This window comes from Nocardia grenadensis NBRC 108939, assembly GCF_001613445.1.
In the GTDB taxonomy this organism is placed as follows: Bacteria; Actinomycetota; Actinomycetes; order Mycobacteriales; family Mycobacteriaceae; genus Nocardia; species Nocardia grenadensis.
Genome location: NZ_BDCJ01000021.1, coordinates 17,781 through 44,286, shown reverse-complemented (window position 1 = coordinate 44,286; position 26,506 = coordinate 17,781). Strand labels below are relative to the sequence as shown.

The window sequence follows — 26,506 nt, the reverse complement described above, 5'->3', positions numbered from 1 at the left end:
GCGCGGCCTCGTGCGCTCAGCCCACCGTCCAGGTCTCGGAACCGGTGAGCAGGTTCTGCAGCGAATCGCCGGCCACCGGGAACCGTTCCCGCGCCGCCGCGGTCTGGGCCCGGACGCCGTCGTCGTAGGTGGGCCGGTCCACCGCCCGGAAGACACCCGTGACCACATGGTCCAGGTCCTGATCGGAGAGCCGGGACAGCGCGTAGGCGTACTCGGGATCGTCGGTATCCGCGTCGTGCACCACGATCTCGTCCTCGGGCACATTCGCCGACGGCACCACGGCGAGACCGAAACCTCTGCGCACCACGGCGTATTCACCGTCGGCACCGAACCGCAGTGGTTCCCCATGGCGCAGGCGGATCAGCCGGGATTCGCTGTCCCCGCGGCGCAGCACGTCGAAGGAGCCATCGTTGAAGATCGGGCAGTCCTGCAGGATCTCCACGAAGGAGGTGCCGCGGTGTGCGGCCGCGGCGCGCAGCACCTCGTTCAGGCCGGTGCGGTCGGAGTCCAGGGCGCGGGCGGCGAAGGTCGCTTCGGCGCCCAGGGCGACCGATAGGGTGTTGAACGGGTGGTCCACCGAACCCATCGGGGTCGATTTGGTCACCTTGCCCGGTTCCGAGGTGGGGGAGTACTGGCCTTTCGTCAGGCCGTAGATCCGATTGTTGAACAGCAGGATCGTCATATTGACGTTACGGCGCAGCGCATGGATCAGATGGTTGCCGCCGATGGAGAGGGCATCACCGTCGCCGGTGACGACCCAGACCGAAAGATCCGGGCGGGTTACCGCCAGACCGGTGGCGATGGCCGGCGCGCGGCCGTGGATGGAGTGGATACCGTAGGCGTCGAGGTAGTAGGGGAAGCGGCTCGAACAGCCGATTCCGGAGACGAACATCAAATTCTCCCGGCGCAGGCCGAGGTCGGCGAGGAAACCGCGCACGGTGGCGAGGATGACGTAGTCGCCGCAGCCGGGGCACCAGCGCACCTCCTGGTCGGAGGTGTAGTCCTTGGCCTTCTGCGGGCCGTCGGCCGTCGGCACCCCGGACAGCCCGGAGACCGGTGTGAGTCCCAGCTCGGTGCCGGTCAGCGATGTTTCGATAATGGTCATGATGCGCCCCCGTTCGTGCGATACGTGGCCCCGGCCCGTGCGGCGCGGGCCTTGTCGTGCTCGAGTCCGGCCAGGGTGCCGTCCAGTGCCGCGTCGATGACGCCCACCAGTTCCTGGGCGGCGAACGCCGTACCGGCGACCTTGGTCCACGGTTGGACGTCCACCAGGTACTTCGCGCGCAGCAGCATGGCCAGCTGGCCGCCGTTCATCTCCGGGGCGACCACTGTGGGGTACCGGCGCAGAAGCTCACCCAGACCGGGCGGCAGCGGGTTGAGATGCCGCAGATGCAGCTGGGCCACTCGGCCGCCCCGGCGCCGCACCCGCCGGCACGCCTCACCGATCGGTCCGTAGGAGCTGCCCCAGCCGACCACCAGGACCTCGGCCGCACCGTCGGGGTCGTCCGCCTCGGCGGGCGGCACGGTGATCCCATCGATCTTGGCCTGCCGCAACCGCACCATCAGATCGTGATTGGCCGGATCGTAGGAGATATCGCCGCTACCGTCGGCCTTCTCCAGACCCCCGATCCGATGGGCCCGGCCCGCCGTGCCCGGGACCGCCAGCGAACGCGCCAAAGTTTCCGGATCACGGGCATAGGGCCGGAACTCGCCCTCCGTGTCGGTCTCGAAGCCCGGGTCGATGGGATCGAGGTCGGTGACCGACGGGATGGCCCACGGTTCGGAACCGTTGGCGATCGAACCGTCGGACAGCAACAGCACCGGGGTCCGGTAGGTGAGGGCGATCCGCGCGGCTTCCACCGCGATGGCGAAACAGTCGGCGGGTGAGCGTGGCGCCAGCACGGCCACCGGCGACTCGCCGTTTCGTCCGTACAGCGCCTGCAGCAGGTCGGCCTGCTCGGTTTTGGTGGGCAGCCCGGTGGACGGGCCGCCGCGCTGCACATCGATGATCACCAGCGGAAGTTCGGTCATCACGGCCAGACCGATGGTCTCGCTCTCGAGTGCCAGGCCGGGACCCGAAGTACTGGTGACCCCGAGTGCGCCACCGAGGGATGCGCCCAGTGCGGCACCGATCCCGGCGATCTCGTCCTCGGCCTGGAAGGTGGTGACGCCGAAGTTCTTGTGTTTGCTCAGCTCGTGCAGGATATCGGAGGCCGGGGTGATCGGATAGGTCCCCAGGAACACGGGCAGGCCCGCCAGCGAACCGGCCGTGATCAGGCCGTACGCCAGCGCCGTATTACCGGTGATCTGCCGGTAGGTGCCGGTGGGCAGGACCGCCGGGGCGATGCTGTAGGTGGTGGCGAAGGCCTCGGTGGTCTCGCCGTAGTTCCAGCCCGCCCGGAAGGCGAGAATATTGGCCTCGGCGATATCCGGTTTCGCGGCGAACTTCTCCCGCAGGAACTTCTCGGTACCGCCGATGGGGCGCCCGTACATCCAGGACAGCAGACCCAGTGCGAACATGTTCTTGGCGCGCTGGCCGTCCTTCTTGCCGACCCCGGTGGACTCGGTGGCGGCCAGCGTGAGCGAGGTCATCGGTACCCGGTGGACCACGAACTCACCGAGGCTGTCGTCGGCCAGCGGATCGGTCGTGTACCCGACCTTGGTGAGGTTGCGTTTGGTGAACTCGTCGGTGTTGACGATGACGGTGCCGCCGCGCGGTAACTCGCCCAGATCGGCCTTCAACGCCGCCGGGTTCATCGCGACCAGTACATCCGGCTGATCGCCGGCGGTGAGGATATCGTGGTCGGCGATCTGGATCTGGAACGACGACACACCCGGCAGCGTCCCCTGCGGTGCCCGGATCTCGGCCGGGAAGTTGGGCTGGGTGGCCAGATCGTTGCCGAAGGCCGCCGCCTCATGGGTGAACCGGTCGCCGGTGAGCTGCATACCGTCGCCCGAGTCGCCCGCGAAGCGGATGACGACACGGTCCAATACCGCTGTGCCGGAATCGTTCCCGGGGGATTCGGTCTCGGGGCGGCCGATGTTGTCGTGGTGCGAAACCATATGCGTGCTTCACTTCCTCGTCGAAATGAGCTGCCGGTCGCCAACCTACCCCGGCGCGGGGTCGCCGCGCCGGAAAAGCGTACGGCCGGGTCGGCGGCGGAAGCGGAACGAGGTGTTCCTGCGTCGTGCTTGTCTGATACCACCAGGGTAGATGCGCCGAGGCGGGAGGTGCTACGACCTGGGCCCCGCCGTATGCGGCCCATCGGAGGAGCCCGCCTCCCGGGCATGGGCTGCTTCTCCGCCCTGAGAGGCCGGTCGATACCGCTGCGGATCACCGACCTCGTCCGCGGCACGCGCACGTTCGAACGGTACGTCGGCGTGTTCGAAGGCCGGTCTATCCGGTGTGTCGGCAGGTTGTGCCCCACGACGTGACCGCACTCGCCCACCCGCAGTGGCCGGGAGACGCGGCACCGGGCCCGGTCAGGCGAAGAGCTCGAGCTGGGGGGCCGTCCGGGGCTCGGCCGGGGGAGGAATGCGGGGTTCGGCTTCGCGTTCGGGGAGTAGGCCGTGCCGCTCCAGGAGCGGATCGATTCGTTCGCGCAACCAGCCGGCGTATTCGGGGGCGACCATCGCGCCGCGCCGGTACAGCTGGCGGTAGCGGCGCAGCAGTGCCGGATGGTGTTCGGCCAGCCAGCCCAGGAACCAGCCCCGGGTGCTGCCGCGCAGGTGCAGCGGCAGCACGACCGCCGACGCCGCACCGGCCGTGGCCAGCTCACCGAACAGTTCGTCGAGTTGGGACCGGCCGTCGGTGAGGTACGGGATCACCGGCGCCACCATGACGTTCACCGCGAAACCCGCGTCGCTGCAGGCGCGCACCAGGTCCAGCCGGGCGCGCGGCGACGGGGTGCCCGGTTCCAATCCGCGATGCAGCTCGGGTTCCAGTAGGGCCAGCGAGATACCGATATCCACCGGCACCTCCCGCGCGGCCGGTGTCAGCAGCGGCAGATCCCGGTGCAGGAGGGTTCCCTTGGTGAGGAGGGAGAACGGCGTCCCGGAATCGGTGAGCGCGCGGATGATTCCGGGCATCAGCCGATACCGGCCCTCCGCGCGCTGGTAGGGATCGGTGTTGGTGCCGAGCGCCACTTTCTCGCGGTGCCACGACCGGCGGGTGAGCTCGCGCCGCAGCACGGCGGCGATATTGGTCTTTACGACGATCTGGGTATCGAAATCCGTTCCGGCGTCGAGATCCAGGTATTCGTGCGACCCGCGCGCGAAACAGTAGCGGCAGGCGTGCGAACACCCGCGCATCGGATTGACCGTCCACCGGAACGGCAGATTCGATTCGTCGGGGACCTTGTTCAGCGCACTCTTGCAGAGCACTTCATGGAAGGTGATGCCGTCGAATTCGGGAGTCTGTACGGTGCGGGCGAATCCGGCCCGGTCCAGTCCGGGCAGCGCGCCGTCGTCGGCGTCCAGGGTTTGGTTCTGCCACCGCACCGGACCAGTCGAACACGCGTTCTATGTGCTGTCAAGCAGTCGGGGTGAAATCCGGCAGTGGGCCGTGCGGGTCGGCGAAGAACGCGACCAGGTCACGTACCGTGTCATCGATGGGGCGCGGTCGGTAGCCGAGTTCCCGGCCGGCCTTGCCGTGGTCGACCAGCGGCGCCGAAACCAGCGCGCCGAGCGCGGCCTTGGAGACGATATCGGTGCCCAGCCGCTTACCGATCGGCTCCATCACGGGAATGAGGCCCGAAACGAGTCTCGGGGAGATGGAGAAGCGCGGCCCTTTCTTCCCGCCGTGCCGGGCGGCCATCCGGCACAGATCGAGCATGGAGATCATCTCGCCGCCGATCAGATAGTTCTCCCCGGTCCGGCCGTGCTGACCGGCCAGGACGAGGCCGCGCGCGACATCGCGGACGTCCACCAGGTCGAAACCGCCGTCGATCATGGCCGGGATGCGGCCGCGCGCGGCGTCGCGCAGCGAGCGGTTGATACGCGACAGCGGGCTGCCGTGATCGGCCGGGCCGAAAACGCCGGTGGGATTGCAGATCACCGCGTCCAGACCGGCGTCGACCACCGTGCGCAGGGCGATCTCGCCGGCCCATTTGGAGCGGTCGTATACGGGCAGGCCCGCGTCGGTGGACCGCGGTGTCGTCTCGTCGATATTGCCGCCGCAGCTGTACTGGTCGAAGGCGTGGATCGAGCTGGCGTGCACGAACCTCCGTACTCCGGCCGCATGGGCGGCCTCGGCGACCACGCGCACGCCCTCGGTGTTCACCCGCCAGGCCATATCGTGCTTGTCGGCGAGGGTGATCACCGCGACCAGGTGATAGACGATCTCGACGCCGTCGAGCGCGGCCCGCATGGATTCGGGGTCCAGGACGTCGGCGCTCACCCAGGAGATGTTCGCCGCACCGGGTTGCCGAGGCGCCACCCGGTCGATGGCGACGATCTCGTCACCCCGCTCGGCGAGCAGCGGGAGCAGATTCGTACCCAGGTAGCCGGCTGCGCCGGTCACTGCGACCTTCATGGGACGAGAATATAGAACTCGTTCTAATTTGCAACAGGTTCTAGTTTAGCGCGGCCGTCGTGTCTCGTGTGCGGCAGGTCGAGTGGGCTATATTCGGGCGGCAACCATTCGGTGCCGCAAGGGGTGTGCGTCGTTGCGGCATACGACACGTTCCACACGGTGACCACAATGATGTTCACGAAGAATCAGGGGGGAGCCCGATGAGTGATCTCTCGGTAGCGACCGAAGCGCTGCGAGCGTTCGGAATCACGAATTCCGGAATCGGGACCGAGATCGCGGCGGCCGGCAATATCGACGCCGTGGCCAATGTCGCCGCCCTCACACCGGTTTTCGGTTTGATCGGTGCCGACTATCTGGCCATGTTCGCCGCCGCCCAGGTGTTGCAGGCGCGCGATATCAACGATCTGTCGGCCAAATACCAGAAGCTCTCGGAGGCCGCCTTCACCTCCGCCTTCAACTACGACGCCACCGACGACGGTACGGCCGGTGTGCTGGGCGCGGCCGGGGGCGGCCTGTGAAACCGCTCGACACCACCGCCTCCGCGGGCCTGATCGCCCCCGAGCTCCGGCAGGCGGCCCCGGACGTCCCCGTGAATGTTCCGGAAACGGCTGTGCCGGCTGTCGCGCCCGACCCGGCTGCCGCCGTTCAGGATATTCCGCTCGCTCGGCTGCCCGAGGGCGAGCAGCCCGTCGACGCACCGGAATTCGTGCTCTCCCGGCGAATCTCCGACGATGCGGCACAGACCGGCGTACCCGCGGTGGGTCTGCCGGGGCTGTCCGGTGCGGGCGGGGAGGCGTCCGGAGTGCAGGACATCCTTTCCGGTGCCGCCACGGAGGCCTCCGCCCGGGCGAACGAGCTGCTGGGAGTCGTCAACGAGGCCGCGGCGCCGGTGCTGGAGACCGCCGAGGGCGTGCTGGGGCAGGTGCTGAACACGGCCACCGGCGGGAGCGCCCCCGCCGGTGCCGCCGCCGCGGCCGGAGCCACACCGGCGGCGGCTGCCCCGGCATTGCCCGCCGATCCGGTGGGAGCGTTGCTCGGTGGCGCCGCCCTACCCGCCCTGCCCGGTATCGATGTGCTGTTCCAGCCGATCCGCGACCTGCTGAGCAGTTTCGGCACCGGGGTCATCGGCGCCCTGGATCCCACCGCGATCCTGAGCCAGTCCTCCCAGATCATCGAGGTCGCCATGAGCGTGGGCAAGAGCAGCCTGACCGCCATGGGACAGGTCTGGGAGAGCGACGCCGCGCAGACCGCGCAGACCGCCGGGCAGGAGGCCAACAACTCCGGGCTGCAGACCAGTCGGCGCGGTATCGATATCGCCGCCCTCACCCAGGCCGCCGCCGCGGTTGTCCAGCAGGGCAACGCACAGCTCAACACCATCGCCACCTCGTTCCTGGGACAGGCGGTCGCACTCGCCCCGGTGGTCATGACGCCGCCCGCCCAGACCGCCCTCATCGCCTCGGCGACCGAGCATCTGGGACAGGCCGTGATCGTCGCCAACGCCACCCGCGGCGATCTCGCCGGGAAGACGGCGGAACTGGGCGGAATGGTGCAGAACCTGCTCGGTGTGGACGGGCAGAAGGCTGCCGAGGTCGCGCAGAATGTGGCGCAGAGCGTCGGCGAGCCGATCATGCAGCAGGCGCAGAGCATGGCCTCCGACACCTCGGCACTCGAATCGGCACTGGGCGCCGGCGACGACCCGGCCGCCACCACCCTGGCCGGCCTGCACTCCGGGAGCCCGAGCACCACGCCCGGCGGCCCCGGACTCACCACGGGAAGCCCGGGCCTGTCCACCGGTTCGCCCGGCGGGACACCGGGTACGCCCGGTTCGCCGTCGCTGCCCGGGCTGCCCGGGGCGAGCCAGACGCCGCTGACGGGTGTGGTCCGCCCCGGTGTGCCGGTGACGGGTATGCCTTCCGCCGCCACCACGCCCGCGTCCAGTTCGTTCATGGGGTCACCGGGCGGCGCCGCGGGGCAGCGCAACAACGACGACGAACACTCCCGCACGGTCGATCCCTACCGGAGTCCCACCGGTAACGACGACCTCACCGGACCGCTCGGTGAATCCGCGCCGGAGGTCATCGGCGCGGTGGACGCCGATGCGGACGCGGGCTACGACAACCAGTTCTGAGCCGGCCGTCCCGGCGGGTCAGCGCAGGCCCGCCGGGTTGCTCAGATCGCCGGCAGAATAGGTGTCGCAGGCCGCCACCTCGCCGGTGCGGTATCCGGCGAGGAACCACTTCTGGCGCTGGTCGGAGGCGCCGTGTGTCCACGCCTCCGGGTTCACCCGGCCCGTCGCGGCTTCCTGGATCCGGTCGTCACCGACCGCGGAGGCGGCCGACAGAGCATCCTGGATATCGGTATCGGCCAGCGGCATCAGCAGCGGTGTATCCGACCCCGGCGCGGGCGTCTTGTCCGCGTAGTGGGCCCAGAGACCCCCGTAGCAATCGGCCTGCAGTTCGGTGCGCACCGCGCCGGACTCCGGGCCCCGGGGATCCTGTTGCGCGCGGCCGATATCGCCGAGCAGGTTCTGGATGTGGTGGCCCACCTCATGCGCCACCACGTACTCCTGGGCCAGCGGCCCACCGCTCGCCCCGAACCGTTCCACCAGCTCCTGGAAGAAACCGACATCGAAATAGGCGGTCCGGTCGCCGGGGCAGTAGAACGGGCCCACTGCACTGCTCGCGTACCCGCAGCCGGTGGAAATGCCTCCGGTGAACAGGCGGATAGCGGGTTCGGCGTAGGCGACACCGGTCTGTCCGGGCAGTTCCGCCGACCAGACCGAGTCCAGGCTCTGCGCGGTGAGCACCACCCGGCAGTCCACGTACTTGTTGGCATCGGCGCCGGTGCGGCAGTGCTCGGGAGTTCCGGCGGTCTCCCCGGTGCCTTGCTGCGCATCCTCGACCCCGGTGAACTGGCCCAGCATCGATCCTGGATCCCCGCCCAGCAGCAGGGCCAGCACCAGAATGATCAGGCCGCCGGCGCCACCACCGAGGGCGATTTTCCCGCCCCGGCCCGGGCCCGGGCCCGATGAGGCGCGACCGGGGTCGATCTGTGATCCCTCGTTGAAGGTCATGGCTGATCCCGTCTGTGAACGTGTTCACCGCGGCGTGCTCGGGTGCTCGCAATATATCCGTTTACGTCCGCTCGGCGCGGCCCACTACGATGGCAACCGCATCCGGAGGCCGTCCCGGTGTGCTCCGACCGTCGAAAGGAATACCGTGCTGCGCACCCACTTGGCCGGTTCATTGCGAAGTGAACAGGCCGGTCAGACCGTTACCCTCTCCGGTTGGGTGGCACGGCGGCGGGACCACGGTGGCGTGATCTTCATCGATCTGCGCGACGCGTCCGGGGTGGCGCAGGCCGTGTTCCGCGAAGGTCCGGCGGCGGAGCAGGCGCACCGGCTGCGGGCGGAATACTGTGTGCGGATCGTCGGCGTGGTGGAAGAGCGGCCCGCGGGTAACGAGAACCCGGAACTCCCGACCGGCGCGGTAGAGGTCGATGTCAAAGAACTGGAAGTCCTCAACGAGAGCGCGCCGCTGCCGTTCCAGCTCGACGAACAGCCCGGCGAGGAGGCCCGGCTCCGGTACCGCTACCTGGATCTGCGCCGCGAGGGTCCCGCCCATGCCATCCGGCTGCGGTCCAAGGTCAACGCCGCCGCCCGCGCGGTGCTGGCCCGGCACGAGTTCGTCGAGGTCGAAACTCCGACGCTCACCCGGTCGACCCCCGAGGGCGCCCGCGACTTCCTGGTGCCCGCCCGGCTGCAGCCCGGTAACTTCTACGCCCTGCCGCAGAGCCCACAGTTGTTCAAGCAGTTGCTCATGGTGGGCGGTATCGAACGCTACTTCCAGATCGCGCGCTGCTACCGCGACGAGGATTTCCGCGCCGACCGCCAGCCCGAGTTCACCCAGCTCGACCTGGAGATGAGCTTCGTCCGGCAGGAGGATGTCATCCTGCTGGCCGAGGACATCCTGGTGGCGCTGTGGGACCTCGTCGGGTACCGGATCCCCACGCCGATCCCGCATATGACCTACGCCGAGGCGATGCGGCGGTTCGGCAGCGATAAACCGGACCTCCGCTTCGGGGTCGAGATCACCGAGTGCACCGACTACTTCGCGAACACCCCGTTCCGGGTGTTCCAGGCGCCCTATGTCGGTGCGGTCGTCATGCCGGGTGGTGCGAGCCAGCCGCGGCGGCAGCTCGACGCCTGGCAGGACTGGGCCAAACAGCGCGGCGCTAAGGGCCTGGCCTATGTACTGGTGGGCGAGGACGGGACCCTCACCGGACCGGTGGCCAAGAACCTGACCGAGGAGGAACGCGCCGGCCTGGCCGCGCACGTCGGCGCCGAACCGGGAGATTGCGTGTTCTTCGCCGCGGGTCCGGCCAAGGCGCAGCGGGCGCTGCTGGGTGCGGCCCGCTCCGAGATCGCCCACCGGGTGGGGCTGATAGACGAGAACGCCTGGTCGTTCGTCTGGATCGTGGACGCCCCGCTGTTCGAACCGGTCGCCGACGCCACCGCGAGCGGTGATGTCGCGCTCGGCCATTCGGCGTGGACGGCGGTGCACCACGCGTTCACCTCGCCGAAGCCGGAATCGCTGGACACCTTCGACACCGATCCCGGCGCCGCGCTCGCCTACGCCTACGACATCGTCTGCAACGGTAACGAGATCGGCGGCGGCAGTATCCGTATCCATCGCAAGGACGTGCAGGAGCGCGTGTTCGGGGTGATGGGCATCAGTGAAGCCGAAGCGCAGGAGAAATTCGGCTTCCTACTGGACGCGTTCGCCTTCGGCGCCCCGCCGCACGGCGGCATCGCCTTCGGCTGGGACCGCATCGTCGCACTGCTGGCCGGCCTCGATTCCATCCGCGAGGTGATCGCCTTCCCGAAGACCGGCGGCGGTGTCGACCCGCTCACCGACGCGCCGGCGCCGATCACTGCGCTGCAGCGCAAGGAAGCCGGTCTCGACGCCGCACCCCAGGTCAAGGAGAAGGGGGCGGAGAGCAACGGCGCGGTGCACGCCGCGGCTCCGGCCGGCGGCGCCTAGGGCGCTACACGGGTGAAACCGGGCCCCCGGTGAGCGTGCGATACGCGTAGGTGACCGCCATCGTCGCCACCGGGCCCGCAACCAGCAGGCCGAGCCCGCAGGCCAGCAGACCCAGTACCGTCACCACGATCACGGTGAGCACCAGGAGCAGCACCCGTACCGGGTCCCGCAGCACGAGCAGGAAGCTGGACTTGATGGCCTCCACCGGGCTCTGTCCCTGTTCGATCGCGAAGTGCAGCGAGAACATGCAGCCGATCCCCACCGCGATCCCCGGGAGCAGGCACAGCGCGGAGGCCAGGGTGGTCGCGAGGAAGGCGAGCAGCGCGGTCAGGAACGCGTTCGCCATACTGCCCAGATAGAAGTAGGAGCCGAAACCCGGCCGATAACCGTCGGTTTCGTACAGGGCCCCCCGCACCATGGCAGCCTGTAGCAGCCACAATCCGGCCATGACAGCGGCGAATATCAGGAACAAGGCGAGTGCCGAGCGCGGCTCCACCGTCCGCACGACCAGACAGACCAGCAGATAGATGATCAGGCCGAGCGAGGTGACCGCGACCCACGGGCCCGGGTTGAGCTTGAACTTCTCCAAGCCGTAGCTGAGCGCATGGCCGATATCGAGCCGGCCCGGGAACCCGGTGCCATAGGCCTGATAGCCGTAGGTCCGGGTGTTGGGATCCGGTCCGGTGCCGGGCGGGCCGTACACCGGCTGACCGGAGACATCGCCGGCTTCGGTGGTGCCGTGTGGTGTGGTGCCCGCTGGGCCCGGTGTGCCGCCGGCCCCGGGCGGTGGGGCGTGGCCCGGGGCGCCGGACGTTTCCGCCCCGGTGCCCTGCCCGGTCGCGGGCGGTTTGCCGGCCGGTGGTGGCGTACCGGGGAGCGGGGTGTCGCTGCTCACCACGGCGCTGCCGCCCGGGGGCACGGGGGCGGGCCGCCGACCACCCGGGGCGGGGGGCTGCTCACCTGCCGGATCGCCGGGAGAGGCCGGGGCGGAACGCGGTGTGTCGGTCACGCTGGCATACCTTTCGACGCAGCTGGTTTCCGGTGTGGCGCACAGCAGTTCAGATCGAGAAAACCCGACCGGCACAGCAGTGTCAAGCAGGCCGGTCGAGCGGCGGGGAGCGCGGCGGACACGCCGAACGACACGGAAAGGTTGTTCAACCGCTCGCTAGAAGTGACCGAATGCGAGTAACTTGAGGTGCGATGACTGCACTACTGGCCGAACGAGCCACCGAAGTCGTATCCGCAGCACAGCAGTTGCTCACAAAGCGAATGGGTGCTCCGGTGAAGCTGAGCGACCCCACCGAACTCAGCGGCAGTGGACGGACGACCGTCCTCCGCGTCCGGGTCGCCGAGAACGCTTTCTCGCTACCCCGCACCCTGATCATCAAGCAGGTGCGCGGGTCGGTCTCGGACCCGAAGAACGTGACCGTCACCCCGGGTGTGGCGAGCGTCGATTCGGCCTTCCTCCGGGAGGCGGTGTCCTACCAGTTCACCACCGCGCTGAGTCGCGGGGAGCGTCCCGGCGCCTACCTGATCGCGCACAGCCTGCCCGACCGGTTGCTCGTCCTCAGCGATCTCGGGGAGAACACCAAACTCACCGATGTGCTGCGTTCGGGGACCGAACCGGCCACCCGCAATGCCATGATGGCGTTCGCGCAGGCGCTCGGCCGGATGCACGCCGCCACCGTGGGCCGAGAACCCGATTTCGTGGCTCTGTTGCGCCGTGTCGATGTCGTGCACCGGGTCGACGGAATCGCCCAGCAGGCGGAGGCCGCGGTCGCGGAGATGCCCGCGCTGCTGCGGAGCGAACTCGGCATGGAGGTTCCCGACGAGGTGAGCGAACAGATCGCGCATGGCGCGCGCCTGTTCACCGGCGGCCGGTTCCGGGCGTTCAGCCCGTCGGACCTGTGCCCCGACAATGTGATCCTCAACGAAGAAGGCGCCCGCATCCTCGACTACGAATGGGGCGGGTTCCGGGACGCCACCCTCGATATCGCCTACGCACTGGTCTCCTTCCCCGGATGCCTCTGCGATATCGAACTCTCCCGCGAACGAGCCCTGCAGATGGTGGAGGCGTGGCGCGCCGAAGTGGTCGGCGTCTGGCCGGCCCTCGCCGACGACGCGCTGCTCGCGGACAAGATCCTCGAGGCCCGGCTGATCTGGGTATGGCTGAGCACCTACTGGTTCCTCCCGGCCGACCACGCGCGCATCGCCGCCGCCCGCGAACACGGCCTGTCGGTACCGCGCTCGGACGCGCTGCTCAACCGGTGGGCCGGTCTGGCCGAGGACGCGCGATGCCTCGGCAACGACGCCGTCGGTGATTTCGCCGAAGCCGTCTGCGCGGTCCTCGACGAACATTTCAGCTGAGTAGGCCCCGGCACCGCCCGCGCTCCATGGGCGCCGGCTCCGCCCCGGGATGCTGTACGCGTGCCGGACGGAGTGTCGGCGTCGGGCGGTACGGTCGCTGGCATGAGTGACGGTCTATTCGATATGCCCGGTGCGGGGGCGCCGGATATCGCCTTCACGGGCGAGACCGCACGGGACGGCGGGGCGCGTGCCCCGCTCGCGGTGCGGATGCGGCCCGCCTCGCTCGACGAGGTCGTCGGGCAGCAGCATCTGCTGGGCCCCGGTTCGCCGCTGCGGCGGCTGGTGGAGGGGTCGGGCGCGGCGTCGGTGCTGCTGTACGGGCCGCCCGGCACCGGGAAGACGACGCTCGCGTCGCTGATCTCGTATGCCACCGGGCGCCGGTTCGAGGCCCTGTCGGCACTGTCGGCCGGGGTCAAAGAGGTACGGGCGGTCATCGATATCTCGCGGCGGCGACTCACCGCGGGCGAGCAGACCGTGCTGTTCATCGACGAGGTGCACCGCTTCTCGAAGACACAGCAGGACGCATTGCTGGCCGCCGTCGAGAACCGCATCGTGCTGCTGGTCGGCGCGACCACGGAGAATCCGTCGTTCTCGGTGGTGGCCCCGCTGCTGTCGCGGTCGCTGGTGCTGCAGCTGCACTCACTCGGGACGGACGATATCCGGGCTGTGCTCGCGCGGGCCATTGCCGATCCGCGCGGTCTGGACGGGCAGTACACGGTGACCGGCGAGGCACTCGACCACATCGTGCGAATCGCCGGCGGTGATGCCCGGCGGGCCCTCACCGCGCTGGAGGCCTCGGCGGAATCCTCGCTGGACGGGACGGTGGATCTCGACCTCGTGGCCGCCAGTATCGACAAGGCGGCCGTCCGCTACGACCGGGCCGGTGACCAGCACTACGACGTGATCAGCGCGTTCATCAAATCGATCCGCGGCTCCGACGTGGACGCGGCGCTGCACTATCTGGCCCGCATGCTGACCGCGGGGGAGGACCCGCGCTTCATCGCCCGCCGCCTGATGATCCATGCCAGTGAGGACATCGGCATGGCCGACCCGACCGCGCTGCAGACGGCGACCGCGGCGGCCCAGGTAGTGCAGCTGGTCGGGTTGCCGGAGGCCCGGCTGGCGCTGGCGCAGGCCACCATCCATCTGGCGACGGCGCCGAAATCGGGCGCGGTGGTCGCGGCCATCGGCGCGGCCATGGCCGATGTGGCCGCCGGGAAGGCGGGCACGGTGCCCGCGCATCTGCGGGACGGGCACTACGCGGGCGCGGAGCGGCTCGGCAATGCCCAGGGCTACCGCTACCCGCACGACGACCCGGGCGGGGTCCTCGCCCAGCAATACCCGCCGGACGAACTCGTGGGCGTGGACTACTACCACCCCACCGATCACGGTCACGAGCGGGCCGTCGGGCCCCGGGTGAGCACGCTGCGCCGGATCGTGCGCGGGCTGCGCCCCGGAAACCCGGCTCGGTGACAATTCGGGTGCGCGGCACCGGTAGGCTGGATATTCGTGCAGACCCACGAGATCAGACGGCGGTTCCTGGACCATTTCGTAAGTGCCGGGCATACAGAGGTGCCCAGTGCATCGCTGATTCTCGACGACCCGAACCTGCTGTTCGTGAACGCGGGCATGGTGCAGTTCAAGCCGTATTTCCTCGGTCAGCAGACGCCGCCGTTCCCGCGCGCGACCAGCGTGCAGAAATGTGTGCGCACCGGTGATATCGAGGAAGTCGGCGTCACCACTCGGCACAATACGTTCTTCCAGATGGCGGGTAATTTCTCGTTCGGCGACTACTTCAAGGAAGGCGCCATCCGCTTCGCCTGGGAGCTGATCACCAACGCGCAGGAGGACGGCGGGTACGGATTCGACCCGGAGCGGATCTGGGTCACCGCCTACCAGGACGATCCCGAGGCCGCCGAGATCTGGCGCCGGGTGGCCGGTATCCCCGCGGAGCGGATCCAGTTCCGCGACGGTAAGGACAACTACTGGGATATGGGCGTGCCCGGTCCCGGCGGGCCCTGTTCGGAGATCTACTACGACCGTGGGCCCGAGTACGGCCGCGACGGCGGCCCGGTCGCCGACGAGGACCGCTACCTGGAGATCTGGAACCTGGTCTTCATGCAGGATATCCGCGGCGAGGACAGCCCGAAACTGGGCTTTCCGCCGGTGGGGGTCCTGCCGAAGAAGAACATCGATACCGGGATGGGCGTCGAGCGCATCGCCCTGCTGCTGCAGGGTGTCGACAATGTCTACGAAACCGATCTGCTGCGTCCCATCATCGACAAGGCCGAGGAACTGACCGGCCGCTCCTACGGTGTCGAACACGCCGACGACGTCCGGTTCCGGGTGATCGCCGACCACGCGCGCACCTCGGCCATGCTGATCGCCGACGGCGTCAACCCCGGTAACGACGGCCGCGGCTACGTACTGCGCCGGTTACTCCGCCGCATCGTCCGCTCGGCCCGCCTGCTCGGCGCCGAACAGCCGGTGATGAGCGAGTTCATGCGGGTGGTGAGCGAGCTCATGGCGCCCTCGTATCCCGAGCTGTCCACCGACTACGTTCGGATCGAAACCGTCGCGGTCGGCGAGGAGACGGCGTTCCGAAAAACCCTGAGCACGGGCTCGAAGCTGTTCGACGAAACAGCGGAGCAGGTCAGGTCGGCGACCCCGCGTGGCGGCACCGGCACCATCTCCGGCGCCGACGCCTTCACCCTGCACGACACCTACGGTTTCCCGATCGATCTGACCTTGGAGATGGCCGCGGAAGCCGGCCTCTCGGTGGACGAGGACGGCTTCCGCACGCTCATGGCCGAGCAGCGGCGGCGGGCGAAGGAGGACGCGCACGCCCGCAAGCACGCGCATGCCGATCTTTCGGTGTACAAGGACCTGGTCGACCGCGGCGATACGGAGTTCACCGGTTTCGACGAGCTGACCTCCGAGGCCCATGTGCTGGCCCTGATCTCCGAGGGAGTCCGGGTGCCGACCGCGCCGGCGGGCACCGATATCGAGGTGATCCTGGACCGCAGCCCGCTCTACGCGGAATCCGGTGGTCAGATCGCCGACCGCGGCACGATCACCGCGGCGGGGACGAAACTCGTCGTCAACGATGTGCAGAAGATCGCGAAGAAGCTGTGGGTGCATCGGTGCACCGTCGAAGAGGGGCAGATCACCGAGGGTGATGTGGTGCTGGCCCAGGTCGATCCGGGCTGGCGACGCGGCGCAACCCAGGGGCATTCCGGTACCCATATGGTGCACGCCGCGCTGCGCCAGGTGCTGGGGCCGAACGCGGTCCAGGCGGGCTCGCTGAACAAACCGGGCTACCTACGGTTCGACTTCAACTGGCAGGGGCAGCTCAGCGAGCAGCAGAAGGCCGATATCGAGGCGGTGTCCAACGACGGCGTCGGCGCGGATTTCCCGGTGAACACCTTCGTCACCGATCTGCCCAAGGCCAAGGAAATGGGCGCGCTGGCACTGTTCGGGGAGAACTACGGCGACCGGGTCCGCGTGGTCGAGATCGGCGGACCGTTCTCTATGGAACTCTGCGGTGGTACCCATGTGGGTCATTCCTCGCAGATCGGCCCGATCACCCTACTCGGCGAGTCGTCGGTGGGTTCGGGCGTGCGCCGGGTGGAGGCGTTCGTCGGGTTGGACTCCTATCAATATCTGGCCAAGGAACGTGCGTTGCTGGCCGGGGTCGCCTCGATGCTGAAGGTGCCCTCGGACGAGGTGCCCGGGCGGGTCGAGCAGTTGGTGGACCGGCTGCGCGTCGCCGAGAAGGAACTCGAGCGGACCAAGATCGCGGCCGTGCTGTCGTCGGCGGGTTCCTATGCCGACTCCGCCGAACGCCTCGGGAATGTGCTGCTGGTCGCGGCCGCCGCGCCCGAGGGGGTCGCGGCGGGCGATCTGCGTACTCTGGCCACCGATATCCGGGGTCGGCTGGGTACCACCCCCGCCATCGTGGTGTTGCTCGGAAATAACGAGGGCAAGGTGCCGTTCGTGGTGACCGTGAACAAGCCCGCCCAGGCCCTCGGTTTCGCCGCCGGTGAACTGGTGGCCGTCTTCGGGCCACGGATCTCCGGCCGCGGCGGCGGTAAGCCGGAGATGGCGCAGGGCGCGGGCTCGGACCCGTCGGGTATCGACGCGGGTCTGGCGGCGGTACGCGATCACATCGGCGCGCACGCCGGCTGATGACGGTGGGCTCGCTGGACGACCCGCCCGTCGACCGGCCCGATCCTGCCACGGATCCGGGCCGGGGCCGACGGCTGGGCATCGATGTGGGCAGTGTGCGGATCGGGGTCGCCGCGAGTGATCCCGACGGAATCCTCGCGACCCCGGTGGAGACCGTGCCCCGCGATACCGGCTCCCGGCGCGCCGGGCGGCCGCCGCGGGGCGCCCGGGCCGGCACTGCCGGACCGGGCGCCGATATCGCGCGTATCGCGGCGATCGCGGACGAGTACGAAGCGGTGGAGATCATCGTCGGGCTGCCCCGCACGTTACGCGGCGAGAAAGGGACCTCGGCGCGCATGGCGACAGAGTTCGCCGGAAGATTGCGCGACTCGCTGCCCGAAGTGCCGATCCGGCTTTCCGACGAACGTTTGACTACGGTGTCTGCTGCACGCGCTCTGCGGGACAGCGGTGTTCGAGCGCGCGGACAGCGGCAGGTGATCGACCAGGCTGCTGCTGTGTCGATCCTGCAGAGCTGGTTGGACGAACGGAGTTCTGTGATGAGGTCGGCCGAGGACGCGGCACGTACCGCGTTGTCCGGAGACGATGAATGACGGATCGATGGGCGCGGGCGGAAGCGCAATTCCGGCAGCGTGAGGCCGAGCGAAAATATCGCCGCGACGACAAGGCATGGGAGCGGTCCCGCCGGGCCTCCGCCACACCGGTCGCCGACGAGCCGGACTGGGCCGACGAACCCGAGGACGGCTGGGATCCCTATGAGGACGACGACACCGCCGTCATTCCCCGCTATGTGGACGAAGACGACTATGACGACGATTTCGACGACGAGCCCGAACCCGAGCCGCGCCCGCGCCGCCGCGCCGGCCCGCGGACCGCGCCGGCCCGCGGCGGCCGGGCAGCGGCCCGGAAGGCCGCCCGTAAACAAGAGGGCGGCCGCCGGCGGCTGATCTGGGTGGCCGCCGGGGTCCTGCTGGTGCTGGTCGTCGGGGCGGGGGTGTACAAGCTGGTCAACCGCTACACCCCGGCCGAGGATTTCGCCGGGCCCGCCGGTGCGCCCGTGGTGGTCCAGGTGAAATCCGGCGATACCGCCACCGAGATCGCTTCGACGATGGCGGAGGCGGGAATCGTCGCCAGTTCCGCCGCCTTCTACGAGGCCGCCGTGCAGGACGAGGGGATGAACTCGGTCCAGCCCGGCTACTACGCGATCCCGGTGCACAGTCCGGCCGCGGACGCGGTCGCGGCACTCGTCACGCCCGGATCACGGGTCGGCAATGTCGTCGTCTCCGAAGGCCGGCAACTACACGATCAGCACGATGTGAATACCGGCGCGCGCAAGGAGGGCATCTACACCAAGATCGCCGCCGCCAGCTGTGTGGGTGCCGAACCCGAACGCCGCTGTGTCACCTATGAAGAACTCGAGCAGGCCGGCGCGACCGCCGATCCGGCCGCGCTCGGCGTCCCGGAATGGGCCGTGGAGTCGGTCCGCACGGTGCCCGACCGGGCCCGCCAGCTCGAGGGCCTCATCGCCGCCGGCAGTTGGGATTTCGATCCGAGCGGTTCCGCGCTCGACATCCTGCGGCAGCTGGTGACCGAGAGCGCCCGCAGCTACGAGTCCACCGGGCTGCTGGAATCCGGCCGGATCAACGGGCTGAGCCCGTACGAAACCTTGATCGGCGCCTCCCTCGTGGAACGCGAGGCGCTACCGCAGGATATGAGCAAGGTGGCCCGGGTGATCGTGAACCGGCTGGAGATCGACCAGCCGTTGCAGTTCGATTCCACCGTCAACTACGCACTCGACAAAACCGAGGTGGCGACCACCGACGCCGATCGCGGGCAGACCACCCCGTGGAACACCTACGCCATGGCCGGGTTGCCCGCGACCCCGATCTCCTCGCCCTCGATCGCGGCGCTGGAGGCCATGGAGGAGCCAGAGCCAGGGACGTGGCTGTACTTCGTGACGGTCGACAAGGAAGGGACGACGCTGTTCACCCAGAGCTACTCCGAACATCTGCAGAACATCGAACTGGCGTTGGAGAGCGGGATCCTGGACAGTGGGCGCTGAACCGGCGGGCCCGCGCCGCGCCGCTGTGCTCGGCAGCCCCATCACCCATTCGAAATCCCCGCAGCTGCATCTGGCGGCGTACCGTGCCCTGGGCCTGGACTGGACCTACGAGCGGATCGAATGCACCGCCGACCGGTTGCCCGGTCTGGTGGCGGGACTCGGCCCGGAATGGGCCGGATTGTCGGTGACCATGCCGGGCAAGGAGGCGGCCCTCGCATACGCGCAGGTGCGCACCGAACGCGCGGTACTCGTCGGTTCGGCCAACACTCTGGTGCAGACGGCGACCGGCTGGCGTGCCGACTGCACCGATGTGGACGGGGTACTGGGCGCGCTGCGGGGCGGCGGGGTGCGGGAACTGTCCGAGGCGGTGGTGCTGGGCGCCGGGGGCACCGCCCGGCCCGCGCTGCTGGCGCTGGCCGAACTCGGCGCCACGACCATCACCATCGTCGCCCGTGATGCCGGCCGCGCGGCAGGTGCGCGGGAACTCGCCGAGCGGCTCGGCGTGGCCGTCCGGGTGATCGGATTCGACGCGCCGGAGCTGGCCGATGTCTGCCGCCGCGCGGACGCCGCGGTGAGTACCGTCCCGTACGCCGCCGCGGCGGCGGTCGCCGGATCGGTGGCCGCGGCTCCCGTGGTACTCGACGCGTTGTACGACCCGTGGCCCACACCGCTGGCCGAGGCGGTCGCCGCCGCCGGGCATACGGTGATCGGTGGTCTGCAGATGCTACTGGAACAGGCCTACGGTCAGGTCGAGCAGTTCACCGGCCGCCCCGCACCCCGGGAAGCGATGGCCGCCGCGCTCGCCGATCTCGGCGGAGGTCACCGCTAGCGCACCGGACTCGGCGAATATCTGTAACGGGTTCTAGTCCGGTGCGCGGGGGCGTTATGGTGATCGGCATGACTGCGTGGTTGTTGCGGGCACTGGCGCTCGGTGGGCTGGCCGTCGCCCTGCGGGTGCTCCTCGGGTTCGCGATGGGCTACATCCCGACCTACGGTGTGTGGTTGCGGCTGCTGTGCCTGGTGGTGCTGATCGGTGCCGCGGTGGCCTGGGGTGTGCGCGACGGCCGGGCCGACCGCCACGAGCACCCGAACCCCGAACAGGGCGCGGATCTGACGATTCGGTGGCTGCAGACCGCGGTGGTCGCCGGCCTGGGCAGTGGGCTGGTGTCCTGGCTACTCGATTTCCTGCCGAAGGTCGACCTGGGCGACGGCGGCCTGCTGTTCGAGGCCACCGCCGCGTCGGCGTTCATCGTCCTGCTGGTCTTCGTACCCGGACTCGTCGGGGTGGCCATCGGACGGCGGCTGGGCAGCCGCGACAACGAGCGTTCGGCGGGCGGCATCACGCCCGCACTCGGTTCGCCCGCCTGACTGTCCGACGAGCCCGCACCCGCCGGCAAGGTGCCCGCTGCGGCGGGCGGGACGGGCTCGGACCGGCGGAATTGCCTGGGGTCACGGCCGCCGCCCGCCGCACCCGGTTGGTGTCGGCACCGAGATGAGGGCCTGGATCGGTCGAGTCCCCCCGGGGACAGGATGCGTACCGTGCTGTAGGGCCGCGATCGCGGCCCTACAACTGCTTCGCCGTATCGCGGCCCACGGGTCTCACAGCAGGATCGCGCTACCTCCGGTGGATCCAGAGCCGGCGACCGCCGAATACGCGGCGGCGAGCAGGGCCGGGTCGGGACCTTCCAACCGGCCGGGTTTGGCCGGTCCGTCGAGCACCACGAACCGCAGCACGCCGGAACGGGTCTTCTTGTCGGTCTGCATACTTTCCAGCAGTTGCGGCAGCGCGTCGGGATCGTAGGTGGTGGGCAGCCCGACGCTCTCCAGGATGCTGCGGTGCCGGTCGGCGGTGGTGTCGTCGAGCCGGCCGGCCAGCCGGCCCAATTCCGCGGCGAAGACCAAGCCCACCGACACCGCCGCGCCGTGCCGCCAGCGGTAGCGTTCCCGGCGTTCGATCGCATGGCCCAGCGTGTGGCCGTAATTCAGGATCTCGCGCAGCGCGGACTCCTTCAGATCGGCCGCGACCACCTCCGCCTTGACGGCCACTGCCCGGCGGATGAGCTCCGGCAGTACCTCGCCGGTCGGGTCCAGCGCGGCCTGTGGGTCCTGTTCGACCAGGTCGAGGATCACCGGGTCGGCGATGAACCCGGCCTTGATGATCTCCGCCATACCTGCCACGATCTCGTTGCGCGGCACGGTTTCCAGGGTCACCAGATCGACCAGCACCGCGGACGGCTCGTGGAAGCAGCCGACGAGGTTCTTCCCGGCCTCGGTGTTTATACCGGTCTTACCCCCCACCGCGGCGTCCACCATGGCCAGCAGCGTCGTGGGTACGTGGACGACCTTCACCCCGCGCATCCAGGTCGCGGCGACGAATCCGGCGAGATCGGTGGCCGCGCCACCGCCGAGGCTCACCACCACATCGTTGCGGGTGAGGCCGATCCGGCCCAGTACCTCCCAGCAGAAACCGGCGACGGCGAGTTCCTTGCCCGCCTCGGCGTCCGGGATCTCGATGCGGTGGGCGTCCAGGCCGGCCTCGGCCAGCGTGGTGCGCACCACCTCGGCGGTCTCGACCAGCGACGGCTGATGGAACAGGGCGACGGTCCGTACACCGCCGGCGCCGGTGACCGCCTCGACGAGGTCCCCGAGCAAACCGCGGCCGATGATCACCGGATAGGGCTGTGCGGTGCGGACCTCGATACGCGTCGGTTCTGTCACGTGTGCTGCTCCGATCCTGTTTGTGGCTGTTCGGCCTGTTCTCGTTGCTGCCGCCGGGCCCGGGCCCGTCTGGCGCGCGCCCGCCGGGACCTGCCCGGGGTGCGCAGATCGTTGTCGGCGGCCTGCGTGGGCTCGGTGGCCGGTGATGTTCCGGGGCTGCTTCCCGGGGTGTCCGGTGCCGCGACATCGTCTCCGGTGGCGGCCGGAGTACCGGCCTCGGCGGGGGTCGCCGCGCGTTGTGCCGCGGCCCGGCGCGCCCGCGCCCGGGCTCGCCGACGGGCCCGGGACCTGCTGGTGCGCGGGGTACCTGCGCCTCCGGGAAGAGCTGGGTCGGGCGTGTCGGCGGCCACCCGGACCGACTCCAGTGCGAGCTTCCCCAGGATCGAGCGGACCACGCGGCCCGGACTGCGGCCGTCGGTGCGCACCCGGACCGAGGTCACCTCGCGGTAGAGCGGCCGCCGGGCCCGCATGAGTTCCCGGTATTTCGTGCCGGGGTCGGCGCCGCCCAGCAGCGGCCGGTGGGTACCGGCGCCCGTGCGGCGCAGTCCCTCGGCGATGCTGATCTCCAGGTACACCACGGTCCGGTCGTGGAGCAGGGCCCGGGTGCGTTCGGAAAGCACCGCGCCGCCACCGAGGGAAACGACACCGCGGCGCGTGGCGAGCGCGTCGCCGACCACCTCTTCCTCGATCCGGCGGAATTCGGTTTCCCCGTCGTCGGCGAAGATTTCCGGAATGGTCCGGCCGGTCGCCTCCTCGATCCCGGCGTCGGTGTCGTAGAGCTCGACGCCGAGTTCCCGGGCGAGTTTGCGGCCGATGGTGGTCTTGCCCGCCCCGGGCGGGCCGATCAGCACTACCAGCGGGCCGTGCGGACCGGTCTGCTCGGTCATTACGCCGGGTCGGCGACGGTATCGCCCGGGTTCAGGTGGGGGCGCCCGCTGATCCGCTTCAGGTAGCCATCGAGGTTGCCGACCGTCTCGGCGAGCGAATCGCCGCCGAATTTCTCCAGCGCGGCCTGGGCCACCACCAGTGCGACCATCGATTCGGCGACCACCCCGGCCGCCGGGACGGCACAGACATCGGAACGCTGGTGGATCGCCACGGCTTCTTCGCCGGAGGACATATCGACCGTGGCCAGCGCGCGCGGCACCGTGGAGATGGGTTTCATGGCCGCACGTACGCGCAGGGCCTCCCCATTGGTCATCCCGCCCTCGAGACCGCCGGCGCGGTTGGTGGAGCGCAGGACGCCGTCACTGCCGGGCCGCATCTCGTCGTGGGCCTGGCTACCGCGTCGCCGCGCTGTCTCGAAACCGTCGCCGACCTCGACGCCCTTGATGGCCTGGATACCCATGAGCGCCGCCGCGAGCCGCGAGTCCAGCCGGTTCTCGCCGCTGGTGAAGGAGCCGAGTCCGATCGGCAGTCCGGTGACCACGACCTCGACCACCCCGCCCAGCGTGTCGCCGTCCTTCTTCGCCGCCTCGATCTCGACGATCATGGCCGCCTCGGCGTCGGCGTCGAACGCGCGCACCGGGCTCTCGTCGATCGCTGCCAGATCGGCGCCGGTGGGGACCACCCCGGTGGTGTTCGCGGCCGTACCGATGGAGATCACATGGGAGACGACCTCCACGCCGAGAGCTTGGCGGAGGAAGGCCCGCGCCACGGTTCCGGCTGCGACCCGGGCCGCCGTTTCGCGGGCACTGGCGCGTTCCAGCACCGGGCGGGCGTCGTCGAAACCGTATTTGAGCATGCCCGAGTAGTCGGCATGGCCGGGGCGGGGGCGGGTGAGCGGGGCGTTGCGGGCCAGTTCGGCCAGTTCGGCCTCGTCGACGGGGTCGGCGGACATGACGGTGGTCCACTTGGGCCATTCGGAATTGGCGATCTCGACGGCGATCGGCCCGCCCATGGTGCGGCCGTGGCGGACCCCGCCGATCACGGTGACCTTGTCGGCCTCGAACTTCATCCGGGCGCCGCGACCGTAGCCCAGCCGTCGGCGCGCCAGCTGTGCGGAGATCTCCTCCGAGGTCACCTCGACACCGGCGACCATCCCTTCCAGGATGGCGACGAGAGCGGGTCCATGGGATTCTCCAGCAGTTATCCAGCGCAGCACGCCGACCATCTTCCCATGTCGGCGCGACGGACGGGGGAGGCGGTCGGCGGTGCTCATCGCCCCGGGAAGTGCACCGTCGCCGGGATTGCCGCGGGGTCACCACAGGGCCAGTCCGAGAAGTGTCGCCGCACACATCGACGGACCGTGCGGGACCGTGCGTCCGGCGTGTTCCGGTGCGGGTGCCCGCGGGTCGGCGAAGCGGTACCGGCCGCCGAACATCCGGCGGCCCGCCCGGGATCCGAGCAGTGCGCCCACTCCGGCGATCGCGGTACACACCGGTGCCGCGACGGCCGACCAGACCCAGACCTGCCCGCCACCCAGCCCGGCGGCCGCACCCAGTCCCACGGCCAGTTTCACATCACCGGCCCCGAGCGCGGCCGGGCGTGTCAGATGGATCAGCAGATAAGGAGTCGCGAGCAGTGCCGCACCCCAGGCGGCGGTGTGGAAGCACCCGGTCAGCGCCGCGTAACCGAGCACGCCGACGGCTCCGGGCACCGTGAGCAAGTTCGGTAGGCGTCGGGAACGGATATCGCCGACGCTCAGCGCCGCGCACCAGACGGTCAACGTCAGGAAGCCGAGGGTCGTCATGCCGTCCACGATCGCCGCCGGCGGGCCCTGCCGGGGGCGGGGAAAGCGATCTGTGGATAACGTGTGCCGCCGTGGCCGAGGTGTGAACAGCGAGTGGTCCTCATCTTCGGAACCGCCCGTGGTCCGGTCGGCCCGTGTGCGCAGGCCGGGTCGGCGGTACTTTTATGCCATGTCTGCTGATGCCGGTCGGGGCCCGCGGGTCCGGCCCGATTACGCTGCCCGGCGCGGTGCACTGCGCAACCTGCTGGTCCAGAACGAGATCGACGGCTTGCTGGTCACCGATCTGGTGAACATCCGCTATCTCACCGGATTCACCGGATCGAACGCCGCGCTGCTGGTGCACTCGTGGGACACCCCGGGCGCGGAGGACCGCACCGTGATCGCGACCGACGGCCGCTACGACACCCAGGTCGCCGAGCAGGTTCCCGATCTGCGTGCCGAGATCGCCCGGGCGGTCTCGCGCCGGGTGGTGGAACTGGCGGGGGAGTGGCAGTTCGGGCGGCTGGGGTACGAGAGCCATATCGTGACCGTCGATCAGTACCGCGCGCTGCTCGAGCTCGGCTCCGGTCTGGAGTTCGTGGCGACGCCGGGCCTGGTCGAGCAGTTGCGCATGGTCAAGGACGGGTACGAGATCGACCGGCTGCGCAGCGCCTGCGCCGTCGGTGACGGGGCCTTGGCGGCACTGCTGGAGACCGGGGCGCTGCGGCCGGGCCGTACCGAGCGTCAGGTGGCCCGGGATCTGGAATGGGCGATGTTCGAGCGCGGGGCGGCCGGGATCGCCTTCGAGACCATTGTCGCGTCCGGGGCGAATTCCGCCGTTCCGCATCACCGGCCCACCGAGGCGGTACTGGTCGCCGGTGATTTCGTGAAGATCGATTTCGGCGCCGTGGTGGATGGCTACCACTCGGATATGACCCGGACCTTCGTACTCGGCGAACCCGCGTCCTGGCAGCGTGAGGTCTACGACCTGGTGTACGCCGCCCAGCGGGCCGGCCGTGAGGCGCTGCAGCCCGGTGTGCCGTGCGCCGATGTGGACGCCGCCGCCCGCGAGGTCATCGCGGCCGCCGGTCACGGTCCGCTGTTCGTCCACGGGCTGGGGCACGGGGTGGGGTTGCGCATCCACGAAGCGCCCGGAATCGCCAAAACCGGCACGGGTACACTCCAGTCTGGCGTGGCGGTGACCGTCGAACCAGGTGTGTACTTTCCCGGCCGCGGCGGGGTCCGGATCGAGGACACGCTCGTGGTGCGCGAGGGGGGCCCGGAACTGCTCACCAACACCAGCAAAGATCTGATCGTCGTCGGATGACGACGATCGCCCGAGAACCGAGGAGACCCGAAGACAGTGGCGGACACCAGCGACTTCAAGAACGGCCTCGTGCTGAAGATCGACGGTAATCTCCAGCAGATCGTCGAGTTCCAGCATGTGAAGCCGGGCAAGGGTCCCGCGTTCGTGCGGACGAAGCTGAAGAACGTGCTGTCGGGCAAGATCGTCGACAAAACCTTCAACGCGGGCGTGAAGGTGGAGACCGCCACGGTCGACCGCCGCGATATGACCTACCTGTACCACGATGGCTCCGATTACGTCTTCATGGACGGCGAGACCTTCGACCAGATCGCCATCGCGGAGAGCACCATCGGCGAGCAGGCCCGGTTCCTGCTGGAGAACATGACCGTGCAGGTCGCCATGCACGAGGGCGCGCCGCTGTACGTGGAGCTCCCGGTCACCGCCGAGCTCGAGGTCACCCACACCGATATCGGTCTGCAGGGCGACCGCTCCACCGGCGGCACCAAGCCTGCCACCGTCGAGACCGGTGCCGAGGTCCAGGTCCCGCTGTTCATCAACACCGGTGACAAACTCCGCATCGATACCCGCGACGGCAGCTACCTGGGCCGCGTCAACTCCTGAC

The 26,506-nt window shown here is 69.4% G+C and carries 21 protein-coding genes and 1 pseudogene; 12 read left to right on the top strand and 10 right to left on the bottom strand.

The annotated features are described in order from the left end of the window. Positions 1 to 16 precede the first annotated feature (16 nt). The 4 genes from NGR01S_RS22470 to NGR01S_RS22455 form a co-directional block, all read right to left on the bottom strand. Positions 17 to 1,105, bottom strand: a complete 1,089-nt coding sequence (locus NGR01S_RS22470; RefSeq protein ID WP_063040014.1) for a 2-oxoacid:ferredoxin oxidoreductase subunit beta — start codon at positions 1,103 to 1,105, stop codon at positions 17 to 19. Further along, positions 1,102 to 3,063: a 2-oxoacid:acceptor oxidoreductase subunit alpha gene (locus NGR01S_RS22465; protein ID WP_063040012.1), complete on the bottom strand. Its 1,962-nt coding sequence runs from the start codon at positions 3,061 to 3,063 to the stop codon at positions 1,102 to 1,104. Before NGR01S_RS22465 ends, NGR01S_RS22470 begins: the two co-directional genes overlap by 4 nt. A 420-nt stretch (positions 3,064 to 3,483) precedes the next feature. Next, on the bottom strand, positions 3,484 to 4,500 hold the full coding sequence (locus NGR01S_RS22460) for an Rv2578c family radical SAM protein (RefSeq protein WP_063040009.1): 1,017 nt from the start codon (positions 4,498 to 4,500) through the stop codon (positions 3,484 to 3,486). Between the two features lie 31 nt (positions 4,501 to 4,531). After that, the gene (locus tag NGR01S_RS22455) at positions 4,532 to 5,533 is read right to left on the bottom strand and encodes an NAD-dependent epimerase/dehydratase family protein (RefSeq protein WP_063040007.1); all 1,002 of its coding nucleotides are present in this window, start codon (positions 5,531 to 5,533) and stop codon (positions 4,532 to 4,534) included. A gap of 200 nt (positions 5,534 to 5,733) precedes the next feature. On the opposite strand from NGR01S_RS22455, the gene NGR01S_RS22450 reads away from it, so the two are divergent. Both NGR01S_RS22450 and NGR01S_RS22445 read left to right on the top strand, forming a co-directional pair. Continuing rightward, positions 5,734 to 6,051 (top strand): type VII secretion target, encoded by a 318-nt coding sequence (locus NGR01S_RS22450; RefSeq protein WP_063040005.1) that lies wholly within the window; start codon positions 5,734 to 5,736, stop codon positions 6,049 to 6,051. After that, a complete protein-coding gene (locus NGR01S_RS22445) occupies positions 6,048 to 7,661 on the top strand; it encodes a hypothetical protein (RefSeq protein ID WP_063040004.1) in 1,614 nt (537 codons plus the stop codon). Before NGR01S_RS22450 ends, NGR01S_RS22445 begins: the two co-directional genes overlap by 4 nt. Before the next feature lie 18 nt (positions 7,662 to 7,679). On the opposite strand, the gene ypfJ is transcribed toward NGR01S_RS22445, so the two are convergent. Further along, entirely contained in the window at positions 7,680 to 8,606 is a 927-nt protein-coding gene (ypfJ, locus tag NGR01S_RS22440) for a KPN_02809 family neutral zinc metallopeptidase (protein ID WP_063040002.1), read from the bottom strand. Positions 8,607 to 8,751: 145 nt separating this feature from the next. On the opposite strand from ypfJ, the gene aspS reads away from it, so the two are divergent. Then, the gene (gene aspS, locus NGR01S_RS22435; protein WP_063040001.1) at positions 8,752 to 10,575 is read left to right on the top strand and encodes an aspartate--tRNA ligase; all 1,824 of its coding nucleotides are present in this window, start codon (positions 8,752 to 8,754) and stop codon (positions 10,573 to 10,575) included. Positions 10,576 to 10,579: 4 nt separating this feature from the next. Here the strand turns inward: aspS and NGR01S_RS22430 are convergent, their stop codons facing one another. Beyond that, positions 10,580 to 11,584, bottom strand: coding sequence for a hypothetical protein (locus tag NGR01S_RS22430; RefSeq protein ID WP_245664715.1), 1,005 nt, complete (start codon positions 11,582 to 11,584; stop codon positions 10,580 to 10,582). Positions 11,585 to 11,775: 191 nt separating this feature from the next. On the opposite strand from NGR01S_RS22430, the gene NGR01S_RS22425 reads away from it, so the two are divergent. From NGR01S_RS22425 to NGR01S_RS22395, 7 genes are all read left to right on the top strand, one after another. After that, positions 11,776 to 12,942 carry a hypothetical protein gene (locus tag NGR01S_RS22425; protein ID WP_063039999.1) on the top strand — a complete coding sequence of 389 codons (1,167 nt, stop codon included), beginning with the start codon at positions 11,776 to 11,778 and terminating at the stop codon, positions 12,940 to 12,942. 102 nt (positions 12,943 to 13,044) lie between these two features. After that, positions 13,045 to 14,415: a replication-associated recombination protein A gene (locus tag NGR01S_RS22420; RefSeq protein WP_063039997.1), complete on the top strand. Its 1,371-nt coding sequence runs from the start codon at positions 13,045 to 13,047 to the stop codon at positions 14,413 to 14,415. 36 nt (positions 14,416 to 14,451) lie between these two features. Next, positions 14,452 to 17,130, top strand: coding sequence for an alanine--tRNA ligase (gene alaS, locus NGR01S_RS22415; protein ID WP_063039995.1), 2,679 nt, complete (start codon positions 14,452 to 14,454; stop codon positions 17,128 to 17,130). After that, positions 17,130 to 17,720: a Holliday junction resolvase RuvX gene (ruvX, locus tag NGR01S_RS22410; RefSeq protein WP_063039993.1), complete on the top strand. Its 591-nt coding sequence runs from the start codon at positions 17,130 to 17,132 to the stop codon at positions 17,718 to 17,720. Before alaS ends, ruvX begins: the two co-directional genes overlap by 1 nt. Next, positions 17,717 to 19,189: an endolytic transglycosylase MltG gene (locus NGR01S_RS22405; protein ID WP_063039991.1), complete on the top strand. Its 1,473-nt coding sequence runs from the start codon at positions 17,717 to 17,719 to the stop codon at positions 19,187 to 19,189. The genes ruvX and NGR01S_RS22405 overlap by 4 nt, the downstream gene beginning before the upstream one ends. Further along, positions 19,179 to 20,018 carry a shikimate dehydrogenase gene (locus NGR01S_RS22400; RefSeq protein ID WP_063039989.1) on the top strand — a complete coding sequence of 280 codons (840 nt, stop codon included), beginning with the start codon at positions 19,179 to 19,181 and terminating at the stop codon, positions 20,016 to 20,018. Before NGR01S_RS22405 ends, NGR01S_RS22400 begins: the two co-directional genes overlap by 11 nt. Positions 20,019 to 20,086: 68 nt before the next feature. Continuing rightward, entirely contained in the window at positions 20,087 to 20,557 is a 471-nt protein-coding gene (locus tag NGR01S_RS22395) for a B-4DMT family transporter (RefSeq protein WP_245664714.1), read from the top strand. A 231-nt stretch (positions 20,558 to 20,788) separates the two neighbouring features. Here NGR01S_RS22395 and aroB read toward each other — a convergent pair whose 3' ends face one another. From aroB to NGR01S_RS22375, 4 genes and pseudogenes are all read right to left on the bottom strand, one after another. Beyond that, a complete protein-coding gene (gene aroB, locus NGR01S_RS22390) occupies positions 20,789 to 21,907 on the bottom strand; it encodes a 3-dehydroquinate synthase (RefSeq protein ID WP_063039985.1) in 1,119 nt (372 codons plus the stop codon). Positions 21,908 to 22,275: 368 nt separating this feature from the next. After that, positions 22,276 to 22,794: pseudogene (locus NGR01S_RS32665) on the bottom strand (shikimate kinase); the annotation flags it as partial. Further along, positions 22,794 to 24,011 carry a chorismate synthase gene (gene aroC / locus NGR01S_RS22380; RefSeq protein WP_063040104.1) on the bottom strand — a complete coding sequence of 406 codons (1,218 nt, stop codon included), beginning with the start codon at positions 24,009 to 24,011 and terminating at the stop codon, positions 22,794 to 22,796. The pseudogene NGR01S_RS32665 and the gene aroC, both read right to left, overlap by 1 nt. A gap of 96 nt (positions 24,012 to 24,107) precedes the next feature. Beyond that, positions 24,108 to 24,599 carry a prepilin peptidase gene (locus NGR01S_RS22375; RefSeq protein ID WP_063039981.1) on the bottom strand — a complete coding sequence of 164 codons (492 nt, stop codon included), beginning with the start codon at positions 24,597 to 24,599 and terminating at the stop codon, positions 24,108 to 24,110. A 169-nt stretch (positions 24,600 to 24,768) separates the two neighbouring features. On the opposite strand from NGR01S_RS22375, the gene NGR01S_RS22370 reads away from it, so the two are divergent. Next, positions 24,769 to 25,905, top strand: coding sequence for a M24 family metallopeptidase (locus NGR01S_RS22370; RefSeq protein ID WP_063039979.1), 1,137 nt, complete (start codon positions 24,769 to 24,771; stop codon positions 25,903 to 25,905). Between the two features lie 36 nt (positions 25,906 to 25,941). Then, positions 25,942 to 26,505, top strand: coding sequence for an elongation factor P (gene efp, locus NGR01S_RS22365; RefSeq protein ID WP_063039977.1), 564 nt, complete (start codon positions 25,942 to 25,944; stop codon positions 26,503 to 26,505). Position 26,506 lies beyond the last annotated feature (1 nt).